The 13,207-nt window shown below is 67.0% G+C and carries 11 protein-coding genes; 4 read left to right on the top strand and 7 right to left on the bottom strand.

All coding sequences use genetic code 11. The annotated features are described in order from the left end of the window. Nucleotides 1–3 precede the first annotated feature (3 nt). The 5 genes from VG556_RS08705 to VG556_RS08685 all read right to left on the bottom strand — a co-directional run bounded on the left by VG556_RS08705 (nucleotide 4) and on the right by VG556_RS08685 (nucleotide 6,748). Nucleotides 4–1,608, bottom strand: coding sequence for a glucoamylase family protein (locus VG556_RS08705; RefSeq protein ID WP_014647750.1), 1,605 nt, complete (start codon nucleotides 1,606–1,608; stop codon nucleotides 4–6). 247 nt (nucleotides 1,609–1,855) lie between these two features. Next, nucleotides 1,856–4,912 carry a TonB-dependent receptor gene (locus tag VG556_RS08700; protein ID WP_032960107.1) on the bottom strand — a complete coding sequence of 1,019 codons (3,057 nt, stop codon included), beginning with the start codon at nucleotides 4,910–4,912 and terminating at the stop codon, nucleotides 1,856–1,858. Nucleotides 4,913–4,990: 78 nt separating this feature from the next. Continuing rightward, the gene (locus VG556_RS08695; protein WP_032960106.1) at nucleotides 4,991–6,028 is read right to left on the bottom strand and encodes a LacI family DNA-binding transcriptional regulator; all 1,038 of its coding nucleotides are present in this window, start codon (nucleotides 6,026–6,028) and stop codon (nucleotides 4,991–4,993) included. Between the two features lie 148 nt (nucleotides 6,029–6,176). After that, the gene (locus VG556_RS08690; RefSeq protein ID WP_014647753.1) at nucleotides 6,177–6,452 is read right to left on the bottom strand and encodes a BolA family protein; all 276 of its coding nucleotides are present in this window, start codon (nucleotides 6,450–6,452) and stop codon (nucleotides 6,177–6,179) included. Further along, entirely contained in the window at nucleotides 6,449–6,748 is a 300-nt protein-coding gene (locus VG556_RS08685) for a YciI family protein (RefSeq protein ID WP_014037825.1), read from the bottom strand. Before VG556_RS08685 ends, VG556_RS08690 begins: the two co-directional genes overlap by 4 nt. A gap of 375 nt (nucleotides 6,749–7,123) precedes the next feature. On the opposite strand from VG556_RS08685, the gene VG556_RS08680 reads away from it, so the two are divergent. Genes VG556_RS08680 through VG556_RS08670 form a run of 3 tightly spaced genes read left to right on the top strand, consistent with a single transcriptional unit; the run spans nucleotide 7,124 to nucleotide 10,551 of the window. Continuing rightward, nucleotides 7,124–8,032 (top strand): segregation and condensation protein A, encoded by a 909-nt coding sequence (locus VG556_RS08680; RefSeq protein WP_014647754.1) that lies wholly within the window; start codon nucleotides 7,124–7,126, stop codon nucleotides 8,030–8,032. 13 nt (nucleotides 8,033–8,045) lie between these two features. After that, nucleotides 8,046–8,921, top strand: a complete 876-nt coding sequence (scpB, locus tag VG556_RS08675) for an SMC-Scp complex subunit ScpB (protein ID WP_049406013.1) — start codon at nucleotides 8,046–8,048, stop codon at nucleotides 8,919–8,921. Further along, nucleotides 8,914–10,551, top strand: coding sequence for a pseudouridine synthase (locus VG556_RS08670; protein WP_014647756.1), 1,638 nt, complete (start codon nucleotides 8,914–8,916; stop codon nucleotides 10,549–10,551). Before scpB ends, VG556_RS08670 begins: the two co-directional genes overlap by 8 nt. A gap of 115 nt (nucleotides 10,552–10,666) precedes the next feature. Here the strand turns inward: VG556_RS08670 and VG556_RS08665 are convergent, their stop codons facing one another. Then, nucleotides 10,667–11,455, bottom strand: a complete 789-nt coding sequence (locus VG556_RS08665) for an AraC family transcriptional regulator (RefSeq protein ID WP_069116916.1) — start codon at nucleotides 11,453–11,455, stop codon at nucleotides 10,667–10,669. A gap of 90 nt (nucleotides 11,456–11,545) precedes the next feature. Here VG556_RS08665 and VG556_RS08660 point away from each other — a divergent pair, with 90 nt between their 5' ends. Next, nucleotides 11,546–12,676: an MFS transporter gene (locus tag VG556_RS08660; protein ID WP_100450333.1), complete on the top strand. Its 1,131-nt coding sequence runs from the start codon at nucleotides 11,546–11,548 to the stop codon at nucleotides 12,674–12,676. Here the strand turns inward: VG556_RS08660 and VG556_RS08655 are convergent. Beyond that, nucleotides 12,663–13,097 carry a hypothetical protein gene (locus VG556_RS08655; protein ID WP_014037831.1) on the bottom strand — a complete coding sequence of 145 codons (435 nt, stop codon included), beginning with the start codon at nucleotides 13,095–13,097 and terminating at the stop codon, nucleotides 12,663–12,665. The genes VG556_RS08660 and VG556_RS08655 overlap by 14 nt on opposite strands. Between the last annotated feature and the right edge of the window lie 110 nt (nucleotides 13,098–13,207).

Here is a 13,207-nt window from a genome sequence, read left to right as displayed (position 1 = left end):
GGGCTACTTGCCCTGGCCTGTGGTGCGGTTGGCATTGTTCTTCTGTTCCTGCGCGGCAGCCGCGCGTGATTCGGCGATACCCACCGCGCGTGCTGCCGCGGCCTTTTCGTCTTTCTGCAGTTCCAGCGGCTGGAACGACCCTTCCGGCGCCAGCCAGCCGCCACTGAACCCGGCCCGCTCCAGGCCCTTGCGGATGTACGGGTTCTTCTTCATCACTTCCCAGACGAAGTCATCGCGGTAGTTGGCGATCATGGTCAGGATCGGGCCCTGGTCGATGGCGATGTAGTCGCTGGCGACCCAGCCGCGATCGGGAACCAGACGACCGGTCTTGATCGGGATGTCGTAGTTGAAGCTGGGGTTGAACGAATCCAGGAAGCCGTAGCTGGAATAGATGTAGTCGCCAAAGCGCTTGTGCATCTCCAGCGTGGCCGGGATCACCTGCTCGGGGGCGAACACCACCGAGGCGATCGCAGCGGTCGGGGCGATGGTGCCGTCATCGAAGTTCTCGCGCAGGCCGGCGCCGCGCGAGGAGTAGTGGCGGAACTGGCGCTGCTCGCCGCGGTACTCCTGCGTGGTGTTCTGCGGACCATCGCTGGCGGTCAGGCCCCACACGTTCTCGCCATACTCCTTCCACTGCATCGGGTTGGCGATGGCATATTCGCGCTGGGCCAGCGCGGCCGACCGGCTGTTGAGGAAATAGGTGCTGCCGCGCTCGCGCATGTAAGCGTCCTGGATGTCGCGGAAGTCGATCCAGACGTGGCTGTACTGGTGGCCGAACAGCGGGCCGAAGGACAGGTATTCCTGGCCCTGGTAGACGCCCCAGTCGTTGTCGTAGGTACGCGTCCACACCGTCCACGCGTCCGGGCTGACCGGGTGCGTCGGCGAGCCCAGGGCGAGGATGTACACCATCATCGCCTCGTTGTAGCCCATCCAGTCGTGGTCGATGAAACCGCTCTCCGGGAACCAGCCCATCGAGATCAGCGGTGCACGCTGCTGCAGCCACGGCCAGTCGACCTTCTTGTACAACGTATCGGCGATCTGGCGGATTTCCTTCTCGCGCGGATCATCACCGTCGTAGTACGACTGCGCGAACAGCACGCCCATCATCAGCAGCGCGGTATCCACCGATGACAGCTCGACCCAGCTGTCGTAGCGACGGCCTTCCTGCATGTCCAGGAAGTGGTAGTAGAAGCCCTTGTAACCGGCCTTGCCGGTGCGCTGCGGGCCCATCGGCACGTCGCGGAAGAACTTCAGCGTGGTCAGCGTGCGGTCGATCGCCTGGTTGCGGCTGACCCAGCCGTTCTCGATGCCGATCGGATAGGCGGTCAGCGCGAAGCCGACCGAGGCGATGCTGGCGAACGGCCGCGACGGGTAGCGGTCCGGGGTCAGCCCGTTGACCTCGTTGGTGGTATCCCAGAAGAACTGGAAGGTGCGGCGCTCGATGTCATCGAACAGCGGCGGCAGCTCAGGCTTCATGGGCCGAGGCGGTGCATCGGCCTCGATCAGGATCACCGGCGGGCGCGGTTTGGCAGGTTCCTGCTGGGCCGGCTGGCAGGCGGCCACGGCCAGGCTCAGCGCTGCGGCGGACAACAGATGGCGTGCCTGCATGGCGCGGTTCCTCCGGTGGTCTGATCGATGGGAAAGCATACCGTCCAATGATCTGAAATCGTTTACAAGGTGTGTGCTTAAAAAACCACGAAAAACGTGGCCTGACACCGCGATCATTGCCCACGCCGCTGCCCCCTGGCCGGCAGCGGCGTGGGCAATGGACCGGCACGGGGCCGGCCATTGCCATTTTCAGGCGCCCGATGCCGCCGGCGGAGCGGCGGCATCGGGGTCATGCATCCATCCGGGCTTAGAAGCGGAAGCCCACTTCGGCCTTGACCTGGCGCGGCGTACCGATGATGTCGCCGGTCTCGTTGTAGCTGGCCTGCAGCTTGCCGTTGGTCTTGACGTAGTTGTAGGTGGAGAAGTTGTCGAAGTTGAACACGTTGATGATGTCCAGGCGGGCGTACAGCTCAGTGTTGCCCGGCATCTTGAACGTCTTCGTCGCCTGCAGGTCGACCGAACGGTAGCCGAAGATCTTGCCGCCCACCAGGAACTTGCCGGTTGCGTTGGGCACGGCCGCCTGCGGAGTCGGCAGCGTGTAGCCGCTGGCCTGCATCACCGGGTACCAGTCGTTGACGGCGGTCGGGGTGGCCAGGGTGATCTTGCCGCCGAAGGTGATGCCCCAGAAGCCCGCGTACGAACCGGTCACCACCAGGCGGTGGCGCGGCGCGCCGTTGGAACGGATGGTCGGGTAATCACCGATCAGACCGCGATCAAAGGCGTACTTCTCGTTGATGTCACGGTTGTGGCGCGCGGTGGTCCAGGTATAGGCGATCGAGGTGCCCCAACCGCTTTCCTTGGTGAACGGCTTCTGTGCCGACAGCAGGACCTGGGTGGCACGGGTCTTGATGCCCTGCTGGCCGATGATCAGGCTGCCGAAGCCCGGCACGTTGCAGCTCCAGGCCTGGCTCAGGCCCGGGGAGGTGCCACCACACAGGCGCGGATCATCGAAGAACTGGCCGGTCGGGTAGCGGTTGCCCAGGGTGAAGGCGAAGCCGTCGTAGCTCAGGGTTCGAGCGATGGTGGCGTCGGTCAGCCAGTCGCCGATCTGGTTGCTCATGCCCAGGCTGAACTGATCCGAGTACGGCGCCTTCAGCTTGTTGTTCAGCAGGTCCACTTCCAGGCCGGCATTGCTGGTCGCGCCGACCAGTGCCTGCAGGTTGCCGATGCCGTTGAGCAGGTTCGGGTTCCAGTCATAGCAGGCGGCCTGGCCGTTGATGCAGGCGCCGGTGGCCGGGTTGCGGAAGTAGATGGTCGGCTGCGGCAGGGCCAGCTTGGTGGTTTCCAGCTGCAGGTTGTCGAACAGGTCACGGTCGTAGGAACGGCCGGCACCACCGTGGATCACGTGCTGCTCGTCGGCATTGATGTCATACGAGAAGCCCAGGCGCGGCTGCCAGGCATCCTTGAATGCCTTGCGGTTGTGACCGTTGCTGATGTAGTCGCTGATGTCCAGGCCGCCCAGTGCCAGCGAATCGGCATAGGTCTGGCCGGCGGGAGCGCGCGGATCCTGCGAATAGATGGCGTCGACCACCTGCTGCGGGGTCACGAAGTCCAGGTAGGACGGGGTCTTTTCGTAGTCCCAGCGCAGGCCGATGTTCAGCTGCAGGTGGTCATTGACCTGCCAGTCGTCCTGGATGAACACGCCGTACTGCTTGGACTTCGAACGCACTTCGCCGGACACACCGGTCACGCCGGTCACCGGCTTGACGAACTGCGCCTTGTACGGAATGGAATCGGGGAAGTCCGGATCACCCAGCGAGTAGGTGAAGGTCGGGTTGATCTGCGCCGCATCGGACGCGTACAGGTCGATCTGCTTGTACTTCACGCCCATCTTGATGGTGTGGTCGCCCGCCCACTGGATGCCATCCAGGGTCAGGTTGTCTTCGATCGACCAGCCCTTCTGGCCCTTCACCTGCGAATCCAGTGCCGAGGCGCCACCGATCTTCACGATGGTGCGGTCTTCCGGGCCGTCCGGTGCGGTGTAGGTGATGCCGTTGGCCAGCGTCAGCGGGGTCGGATTGTTGAACGAATCTTCGTGGGTGACCATCAACTCGTTGTAGTAGCGCTCACCGCTGTGGTTCCAGCGCAGGGCATAACGACGGTCGGTGTTGACCACTTCACGGCCGGCTTCCGGCGAGGTCTGGCCGCTGAACTGCGACTGGGTTTCGTCGCGGTCCTGGAAGGTCAGCTCGATGCGGTCGTTGTCGGTCGGCTCGAAGTCGATCTTGCCGAAGATCAGATCCTGCTGGAACGGCTGGCTGGCCGGGCCGAGGCCGGCGGCACCGGCGGGCGGCAGCAGGCCGGCAGCGCCGGTGACCGCGCCATCCGGCGCGATGGTGACCGGCAGGTCGAAGCGCTTGGCTTCGTAGGTCACGAAGAAGTGCGCCTTGTCCTGGATGATCGGGCCGCCCAGGGCGAAGCCGTATTCCTTCTCGGCCGAGACCATCTTTTCCTTGCCACCCTGACGCTCTGCCGGGGTCTTGGCACGCATGTCTTCATCGGTGTAGCGGTAGAACGCCTCGCCCTTGAACTCATTGGTGCCGGACTTGGTCGCAGCCGTCACGGCGGCGCTCGACACCTGGCCGTACTCGGCCTTGTAGTTGCCGCTGATGACCTTGTATTCGCCGATGGCCAGCTGCGGGAACGGGTTGCCGGCGCTGCCGGACTGGCCGGCCACGCCGCCGCCCTTGACGTAGCTCTTCTGGCCTACGCCGTCGATGTACACGTTGGTGCCGTCGGCATTGGTGGCGCCGCCGCGCAGCGAGGTGTTGCCCTTGGCATCGCGGGTGAAGATCAGGCCCGGCACCGCGTCGGCGAACTCCAGGAAGTTGCGCGAGACCTGCGGGGTGGTCTGGATCTGCTGCAGGCTGACGGTCTTGCCGACTTCGGAGGTGCGCACTTCCTGCAGCAGGGTCGGCGCGACGACGTTGACGGTGTCCAGGTTGGTGGCCGCGGTCGAACCGGGGGTGCTGCTGGCGGCACCGGCAAAGTTCAGCGTCGCGGTCGAGGCCACGGTGACGGTGACCTTCTGGGTCTGGCCGTTGGCGACCACGTCATAGGTACCCGGGTCCAGGCCCATCAGCGAGTAGCTGCCGTCGGCGCGGATGGTGCCACGGCGGACGGTACCGGTGGCCACGTTGGTGGCGGTCACTTCGGTACCTGCCTGGGCGCCGGCAACCTGGCCGCGCAGGCTGGCGTTGGCCGACTGCGCCATGACGTTGGGGGCGGCGGCCAGCATCAGGCAGCTGACCAGTGCGGTGCTCAGCAGCCGGCGCGCCGGCATGCGGAAGGTGGTATGCATCATCAACTCAATCTCCGGGTGGCGGTAACCGCTTGCGCGGTCCCTGCGATCAGTCAAAAAAAAGAAGGAACGCCTCTGGCTTCAATGGCCGGATGGCGGAGTGGTGGAATCGCGAACTATCAAGCGGGGAACCAGGGTCTGCTTGTCCCCTGTCCCATCCGTGGAGGTGCCGTCCATCAACTGCATCAGGCGCGTCATGGCCCGGTCGCCGAGCTCGGCGATGCTGACCTGCATGGTGGTCAGCGACGGGTGGACGAAACGCGCCAGTGGAATGTCATCGAAACCTGCCAGGGCAACATCGACCGGCACACGGACACCAGCCTGCGTGAACGCATACAGGCAGCCCAGGGCCATCATGTCGTTGGCGGCGAACACGGCATCGGGCAGCGCTCCGGCTGCCAGCAACTCCTGACCGGCGCGATGGCCGGAAGCTTCGTCGAAATCACCGGGCAGCTCGATGCCCTCGGCGCCACTGCCAAACGCCACCAGCGCGTCACGGAAGCCGCGCAGGCGCTCGCGCGCGTCGAAGTTGAGGTCCGGGCCAGAAATGAAGGCAATGCGGCGGTGGCCGGCGTCCAGCAGGTGGCGGGTCATCGCCATCGCACCGGCGTGATCGTCGATGCTGAGCACCGGATGGTCCTGCCCGGGCAGATAGGTGTTGATCAACACCGTCGGCAGCGACTGCGGCAGGTTGTCGGTCAGGAAGCCCGGGCTCTCGGCATAGGGCGAGAGCACCAGCAGGCCGTCGACGCGGCCGCGCATGGCACGCAGGGCGGCGCCCTGCTGTTCCTGGTCGCCGTGGTAGCTGGACACCAGCAGGTGCTGGCGGCGGTTGCGGGCCACGCCGTCGATGCCGCGCATCAGTTCGGAGAAGAATTCGCCGTACAGGTCAGGCAGCACCACGCCCACCGTATTGGTGCGGCGGCTGCTCAGGCTGCGGGCGGCGGCATGCGGGGTGTAACGCAGCCGTGCGGCCACCTCCAGCACAAGCTGGCGGACCGGTTCGGCGACATTTTCATGCCCGTTGAGCGCGCGGGAAACCGTGGCCACGGAGACCCGGGCTTCGCGTGCGACGTCTTTGATTGTGATAGCTGCCTTGTTCACGAAGCCGCCCTCCACGGCTTGGACCTACCAGCATTGGCGCGGAATGTAAGCGTTTCCATCTGGGCTTGTAAACAGTCCGTTAGGCGAATGTCCCGAAATGGACATGAAAACCTGTCCGTGGCCAGGCCCTTGCGGACCCGCCAGGACAGTGCGGGACAAGGGCTCAGCCCTGTTCTGACGGGGTATGTGCGCGGATGGACAGCGCGTGGATATCGGTGTCCATCATCGACCCCAGCGCGGCATAGACCGCGCGATGCCGGGCCAACGGAGCCAGTCCGGCGAAGCGTTCACTCACCACATGGACGTTGAAATGGCCGCGCCCGTCGCGCGCGCCGGCATGGCCGGCATGGCGATGGCTGTCATCCTCGATCTCGAGCACGCTGGGTGCCAGCGCCTGCTGCAGCGCATCACGGATCCGCTCGATCCGTTCCGCGTTCACGGCAGGACCTTGCGGAACGGGCGTACCTGCACGCGGGTGTAGACGCCGGCAGCCACGTACGGGTCGGCATCGGCCCAGGCCTGGGCCTGCGGCAACGACTCGAACTGCGCGATCACCACCGAGCCGCTGAAACCGGCCGGGCCCGGGTCTTCACTGTCCACCGCCGGGCACGGGCCGGCCAGCAGCAGGCGTCCCTCGTCGCGCAGCGCGTGCAGCCGCGCCAGGTGTTCCGGCCGCGCCTGCAGCCGCTGCGCCAGCACATCCTGGCCGTCATACCCTTCGATCACATACCACACCGGCATTTCCTCGCTTGCGTTGTCGGGTCCGCAGATTCTAGCCAATGCAGCCCCCGCCCCGGTCCGGCTGGACACTGGCGCGGCAAAGGCTTACCCTAGACTCCATTGCACGTGGCTGGATGCAGCGGCCCGTCGGTTTTTGCGGCCAACGCAGCCCCCGACGACCGTCCCGCTGCTTCAAACCGGACCACCCGGCCGGGCCACGTAGACGACCTCCCCGTAGTTCTGTCGCTGCCGTTTACCGCGGCGCGTCCCGCTGTTTGATATGTGTGGAATCGCGCCGATCCCGGCGTGTCTGGCGCCTTGGGGCTCCGTGGCGTTGGCCCGGCGAACCCGGTGCCGCGACTGGTCCGTTGCAATCCTGATGTCCATTAGATGACTTCCGAACTCGCGCTCGACGCGAACCCGCCAACCCGGCCGCCCGCCCCCCAGCAGCAGGAAATGCCGCTGGCCGTGGTGCATGGGCAACCGGTCCTGCAGATTCCGCAGGACCTGTACATCCCGCCGGACGCGCTGGAAGTCATCCTGGATGCCTTTGAAGGCCCGCTGGACCTGCTGCTGTACCTGATCCGCCGCCAGAACCTGGATGTACTGGACATTCCCGTTGCCGAGATCACCCGGCAGTACGTGGAGTACATCACCGTGATGCGCGAGCTGCGCTTCGAGCTGGCGGCCGAATACCTGGTGATGGCCGCGATCCTGGCCGAGGTGAAGTCGCGGATGCTGCTGCCGCGCCCGGTCAGCGAGGAAGGCGATGAAGCCGACCCGCGCGCCGAACTGGTGCGCCGGCTGCAGGAGTACGAACGCTTCAAGCAGGCCGCCGAGAACATCGACGCCCTGCCCCGCCAGGACCGCGATACCACCGTGGCACATGCCTTCATGCCCGAACGTGCCACGGTGAAGCTGCCGCCGCCGGTGGACCTGAAGGAAATGCTGCTGGCCCTGCACGACGTGCTCAAGCGCGCCGAGCTGTTCAGCGGCCACGCCATCAAGCGTGAGGCACTGAGCGTGCGGCAACGCATGGGCGAAGTGCTGGGACGCCTGGAAGATGGCAAGTTCTATCGTTTTGAAGGGCTGTTCACCGCCGAAGAAGGCAAGCTGGGCGTGCTGGTCACGTTCCTGGCGGTGCTGGAGCTGGCCAAGGAACAGCTGCTGGACATCGTCCAGGAAGAACCGCTGGCGCCGATCTACGTGAAGTCGCTGGCGGCCGGCAACACCAATGCCCCGCTGCAGTTCAGCAGCGAGTTCGACGACAACGACGACGACGCCAATGCAGACGAGTGAGCGCTGACTGCCGATGGATCAATCGCTGATCAACCGCATTGTCGAGGGTGCCCTGCTGGCTTCCAGCCAGCCGCTCACCCTGGCCCAGCTGAAGGACCTGTTCCCGGAAGAGGAACCGGCACCGCCGGGCAGCATCGAACGTGCGCTGGAACGCCTGCGCGAGGCCTGCGAAGGCCGCGGCGTGGAACTGGTCGAGGTCGCCTCCGGCTTCCGCTACCAGGTCACCGGCGAAGTGCATGGCTGGATCAGCCGGCTGTGGACCGAACGCAAGACCCGCTACACCCGTGCCACCCTGGAAACCCTGGCGCTGATCGCCTACCGGCAACCGATCACCCGCGGCGAGATCGAACAGGTGCGCGGCGTGGCGGTCAGCAGCAACATCATCCAGGCGCTGGAAGAACGCGAGTGGATCCGCGTGGTCGGCCACCGCGACGTGCCCGGCAAACCGGCGCTGTTCGGCACCACCAAGGGCTTCCTGGACTACTTCGGGCTGAAGCGGCTGGACGAACTGCCGCCGCTGTCGGAGCTGAAGGACCTGGGCGAGCTGGAACCGCAGCTTGCCCTGGACCGCGATGCGCCGGCCGTCGCCGGTGCCGAGGGTCCGGACATCTCGGCCGGCGCCGATGGCGCTGCCGCGAACGATGACGCCGGCCTGGCCGGCAGTGACACCCCCGATTCCGCCGATGCAGCCCCTGCGTCGGCCACCGATGAGCAAGCACCTTCGCCCCTCGATGATGGGCACCCCGATTCCGCGCCGGGCGAGCGCGCGGTGCCAGTGAACGAACGCGAAGACAACGCCGTCGCGATGACGACCGTGGCTGTTGACCAAGCCGATTCCGAACCAGAGGCCGACCTCGAAACCGTCGGCCGGAGCAAAACTGATGAGTGACACCCCCCGTAACAAGCTCTCGCTGAAGCGCGAAGCCACCTCCGAACAGTTCAAGCTGGAAGAACGCCTGCACAAGGTGCTCGCCCAGGCCGGCCTCGGCTCGCGCCGCGCGCTGGAACAGCGCATCGCCGAAGGCCTGGTCAAGGTCAACGGTGAAGTCGCGCAGACCGGCATGTCGGTCAAGAGCGGCGACAAGATCGAACTGGATGGCCGCGGCTTCGTCGCCACAGCCCTGGCCGAGCCGTCGCGCGTGCTGGTCTACAACAAGCCGGAAGGCGAAGTGACCACCCGCGATGATCCGGAAGGCCGCCCGACCGTGTTCGAGTCGCTGCCGCCGCTGAAGGGCGCGCGCTGGATCGCCATCGGCCGCCTGGACATCAACACCACCGGCCTGCTGCTGGCCACCACCGACGGTGAGCTGGCCAACGCCATGATGCACCCGTCGTTCGAGGTCGAGCGCGAGTACGTGGTGCGCGTGCGTGCGCCGGAAGGCGAGGAAAAGGTCTCTGACGCCATCGTCGACCGCCTCACCCGTGGCGTCGCGCTGGAAGACGGCCCGGCCAAGTTCGATGAGATCGAACGCATCGGCGGCACCGATTCGCACGACTGGTTCCGCGTCGTGGTGAAGGAAGGCCGCAACCGCGAAGTGCGCCGGCTGTGGGAGTCGCAGGGCTGCCAGGTCAGCCGCCTGAAGCGCACCCGCTATGGCAAGGTGAGCCTGCCGCGCGAACTGGCCCGTGGCCATTCGGTGGAACTGGGCACCACGCAGGTTGAAGCCCTGCGCGCCCAGCTGAAGCTGGAAGAAGGCGCACCGTCGGCACTGACGCTGCAGCCGGTGATCGGCCAGCGCCGCGCGGCCAAGACCACCGTGCGCGTGCGCGAAGGTGGCCGTGGCAACGCCTACGTCAACGGCCACAACACCGCCGACGAAGGCCGCGAGCTGCGTCGTTTCGACAACGTCCGCGAAGACCGCGGCCGTGGTCGCGGCGGCAAGGGTGGCGGCTTCAAGGGCGGCCTGACGGTCAGCGGTGAAGCGGCAGCCAAGCAGTCGCAGAAGCCGTTCAAGCAGCGCGCCCAGAAGAATGATCGTTCGCTGCCGGAAGGCAATCCGGCCGCGTTCCGCACCTGGTACGTGCCGGATGGCGTGAGCACCGGCCCGAGCGGCCATCGCAACGCCGGCCCGGGCGCACGCGGCCCCGGTGCCCGTGGTCCGGGTGCAGGCGGCCAGGGCCGTCCGTACGGCAAGCCGAAGGGCCCGGGCGCAGGCGCCGGTGGCGGCCAGGGCCGTGGCGGTTTCGGCGGCGAAGGCCGTGGCGGCGCAGGCGGCCAGGGTCGTCCGGCCGGTGGCGGCAACCGCTCGCAGGGCCAGGGCAACAAGCACCCGTACGGCCATCCGGGCAACGCCCCGAGCTTCCCGTCCGACCACGCCACCCCGGGCTTCAACCCGTATGGCAGCCCGAAGCCGGCACACGGCGCCCGTCCGGGCGGTCGCGGTCCGGGCGGTGGCAACCACCGTGGCCCGGGTGGTAACCGTGGTCCCGGTGGTCCGGGTGGCAACCGAGGCCCGGGCGGCCCCGGTGGCAACCGCGGTCCCGGCGGCCCGCGCCGCAGCGGCCCGCGCGGCGGCTGATCGGCAGCCACGTTGAAATGCAGAACCCCGGCTCCGGCCGGGGTTTTTCTTTGAAAAGGGGACGGAGGGGATTAAGTCGTTTTCGCCACGCTGTGCGTCGAAGGGCGAAAGCGACTTAATCCCCTCCGTCCCCTTTTGCGTGGCGCTGGAAAGCGGCGGGCGTGGTGCCGGTCATGCTGCGGAAAAAGGCGATGAACGGACTCTCGGCGGAAAAACCAGTGTCCTGCGCAACGTGCCCGATGCGATGGCCAAGCAGCAGCAGCTCCATGGCACGCATCAGGCGCCATTGCTGGCGCCAGGCCTGGTAGCCCATGCCGGTGTCGCGTTGCATCAACCGGCCGACCGTGCGCACGCTCAGGCCCGCACGCGCAGCGAGCTCACCCAGTTCAGGCGGCAACTGCTCGGCCAGCGGCAGGCAGCGCGCGATGCGTGGATCGCGTGGCAGCGGCAGGTCCATCGGCGCCACCGGTGCGGCGGCGATCTCCAGCACGCACAACGCCAATTGATGGTGCGCGCGTGGCGCCCGCCAGTCATGGTCGAACGGCGCCTGCGCGATCGGTTCCAGCAATGCCTGCAGCAGGGGACCGACGCCGATGATCGCCGGCTGCTGCGGCAGCCGTGCCGACAACGTGGCATCGAAATACAGCGAGCGGTAGTCCACGGCCTGGCGCATCTGTGCGCGATGGCGCAGGCCGCCGGGAATCCATGCCGCGCGCGAGGGCGGCAGCAGGCTGATGCGGTCGCCGAAGGTCAGCCGCGTGCAGCCCCGCCGGGTGTACAGCAACTGCGCGCGCGCGTGCTGGTGCCAACCCGAATCATGATCGGCCAGCGACGACGCGATGCCCAGCACCGGTGCGCTCCAGGCATCCGCATCGAAGTGCGCATCCGGTTGCAGCCACGCCATGTCCGATTTCATCCATTTCCTGGCCGGACCGACAGAGTGCGCCACTCCGCCGGCCACCACAATACGCGGCCCTGTTTGCGGAGCACCCGCATGTCGCGTCGCCTGTTGTTGCTCACCATCGCGCTGCTGATGTTCCCCCAGTTGGCGCAGACCCTGTACAGCCCGGCCCTGGCCGACCTCGCCGGGCGCTTCGCACTGCCCCCCGGCGCCGCCAGCCAGGCCATGAGCCTGTACCTGTTCGGTTTTGCCGCCGGCGTCCTGCTGTGGGGACGGCTGGCCGACCATGTCGGTCGTCGCCCTGCCCTGCTCTGCGGCCTGGCCGTGTTCGTACTGGCCGCCTGCGGCGGCCTGCTGGCCAGCACGTTCGGCCAGGTCCTGCTGGCGCAGGCACTGGCCGCACTGGGTGCGGCGGCGGCCTCGGTGGTAACCCAGACCGTACTGCGCGATCACCTGAAGGGTCCGGCGTTGGCGCAGGCGTTCTCGTGGATCGGCATGGCGCTGGCCTTGAGCCCGGCGATCGGGCTGGCACTGGGTGTGCTGCTGGTGGACAGCCATGGCTATGCCGGCGTGCAGGCCGGCCTGCTGCTGATGGTCAGCCTGCTGATGCTCGGATGCGCAACGGGCCTGCGCGAGAGCCGCCCTGCGGAAGTCGCGCACACCCCCATGCTGCCACTGTTGTGGCAACTGCTGCGTGATCGCTGGATGTGGTCACAGGCGCTGCTGGTGATGGCGTTCAACGTGGCGATGTACAGCTGGTACGCGCTGGGCCCGTTCGTATTCGAACGCCTGCACTGGCCGCTGGCCTGGTTCGGTGCCAGCGGCGCGCTGCTGGCGCTCGGCTCGGCGCTGGGTGCATGGGGCAATGCTCGCCTGCTGCGCGCAGGCGTTGCCTCCGCCACGCGCATCCGGCTCGCCGCAGGGCTGGTGCTGGCCGGTGGCCTGTTGGCTGCCTTGCTGCACAATCAGCCGGCACTGGTCGCGGCGATGGTACCGGTGGTGGCCGGGTTCGGCCTGGCCATTCCCAATGTGCTGGGCCAGGCCCTCCGCGGATACCCGCACTGCCTGGGCAGCGCGGGCGCCCTGTTCGGCCTGCTCTACTACCTGTTGATCGGCGTGGCGATGGCCGTGGTCGGTGCACTGCAACTGCTGGCACCGACACTCATCGTGTGCGGCCTGCTTGCATTGTGGCTGCAGCGGCCGGCACGGCTCAGCGCCGGCTGATGGTGAAGGCGGCGCCGTCCACGCCCAGATCCCAGCCCTTGCCGGTGCCGGACAGGGCCAGCGAGATGTCGCCCTTGGTCATCACCTGCGCGTTGCTGGACTTCACGGCACCCGCATGCGCGCCAACCGAGGCGTAGGTGCCCAGCAGCTCGTTGACGCTGACGGCGCCGGTGAAGCTGCCACGGCCATTGGTGATCTTCGACTTGCCCACGGTCAGGCCGCCGCCCTTCACTTCGATACGCACCGGCAGGCTGGTGCCGTTGCTGCAGCTGACCGTGCCGTTGCCGGAAGCGGTCTTGTAGATCAGTGACCAGCCGGACAGGTTGTAGCGCAGCTGGCAATCGAGGTTGCCGGCGGCGTGCGCGGCCGGGGCCAGCGTAGCAGCGGACAGGGCCAGCAGCAGGGCGAAGGGCTTGTTCATGGCAGGACTTCCAGTTCGGTCGGACTGCCGGCGAATCTAGCAGCGCGCGCGTGCACGCTGGATGCAGGCGCGCGCGCTGCGTGGCAGGCATTCAGCCGCCGTCGTGCTGT

Source organism: Stenotrophomonas sp. CASM106, assembly GCF_049384825.1.
Taxonomy (GTDB): Bacteria; Pseudomonadota; Gammaproteobacteria; order Xanthomonadales; family Xanthomonadaceae; genus Stenotrophomonas; species Stenotrophomonas muris.
The sequence above is the reverse complement of the archived record's forward strand: the minus strand, read 5'-3'. Positions and strand labels throughout refer to the sequence as shown.

Coding starts and splice junctions, on each gene's coding strand:
- VG556_RS08705 (WP_014647750.1), bottom strand. CDS start 1,608: ATGCAGGCACGCCATCTGTTGTCCGCCGCAGCGCTGAGCCTGGCCGTG.
- VG556_RS08700 (WP_032960107.1), bottom strand. CDS start 4,912: ATGATGCATACCACCTTCCGCATGCCGGCGCGCCGGCTGCTGAGCACC.
- VG556_RS08680 (WP_014647754.1), top strand. CDS start 7,124: ATGACTTCCGAACTCGCGCTCGACGCGAACCCGCCAACCCGGCCGCCC.
- scpB (WP_049406013.1), top strand. CDS start 8,046: ATGGATCAATCGCTGATCAACCGCATTGTCGAGGGTGCCCTGCTGGCT.
- VG556_RS08670 (WP_014647756.1), top strand. CDS start 8,914: ATGAGTGACACCCCCCGTAACAAGCTCTCGCTGAAGCGCGAAGCCACC.
- VG556_RS08665 (WP_069116916.1), bottom strand. CDS start 11,455: ATGGCGTGGCTGCAACCGGATGCGCACTTCGATGCGGATGCCTGGAGC.
- VG556_RS08660 (WP_100450333.1), top strand. CDS start 11,546: ATGTCGCGTCGCCTGTTGTTGCTCACCATCGCGCTGCTGATGTTCCCC.
- VG556_RS08655 (WP_014037831.1), bottom strand. CDS start 13,097: ATGAACAAGCCCTTCGCCCTGCTGCTGGCCCTGTCCGCTGCTACGCTG.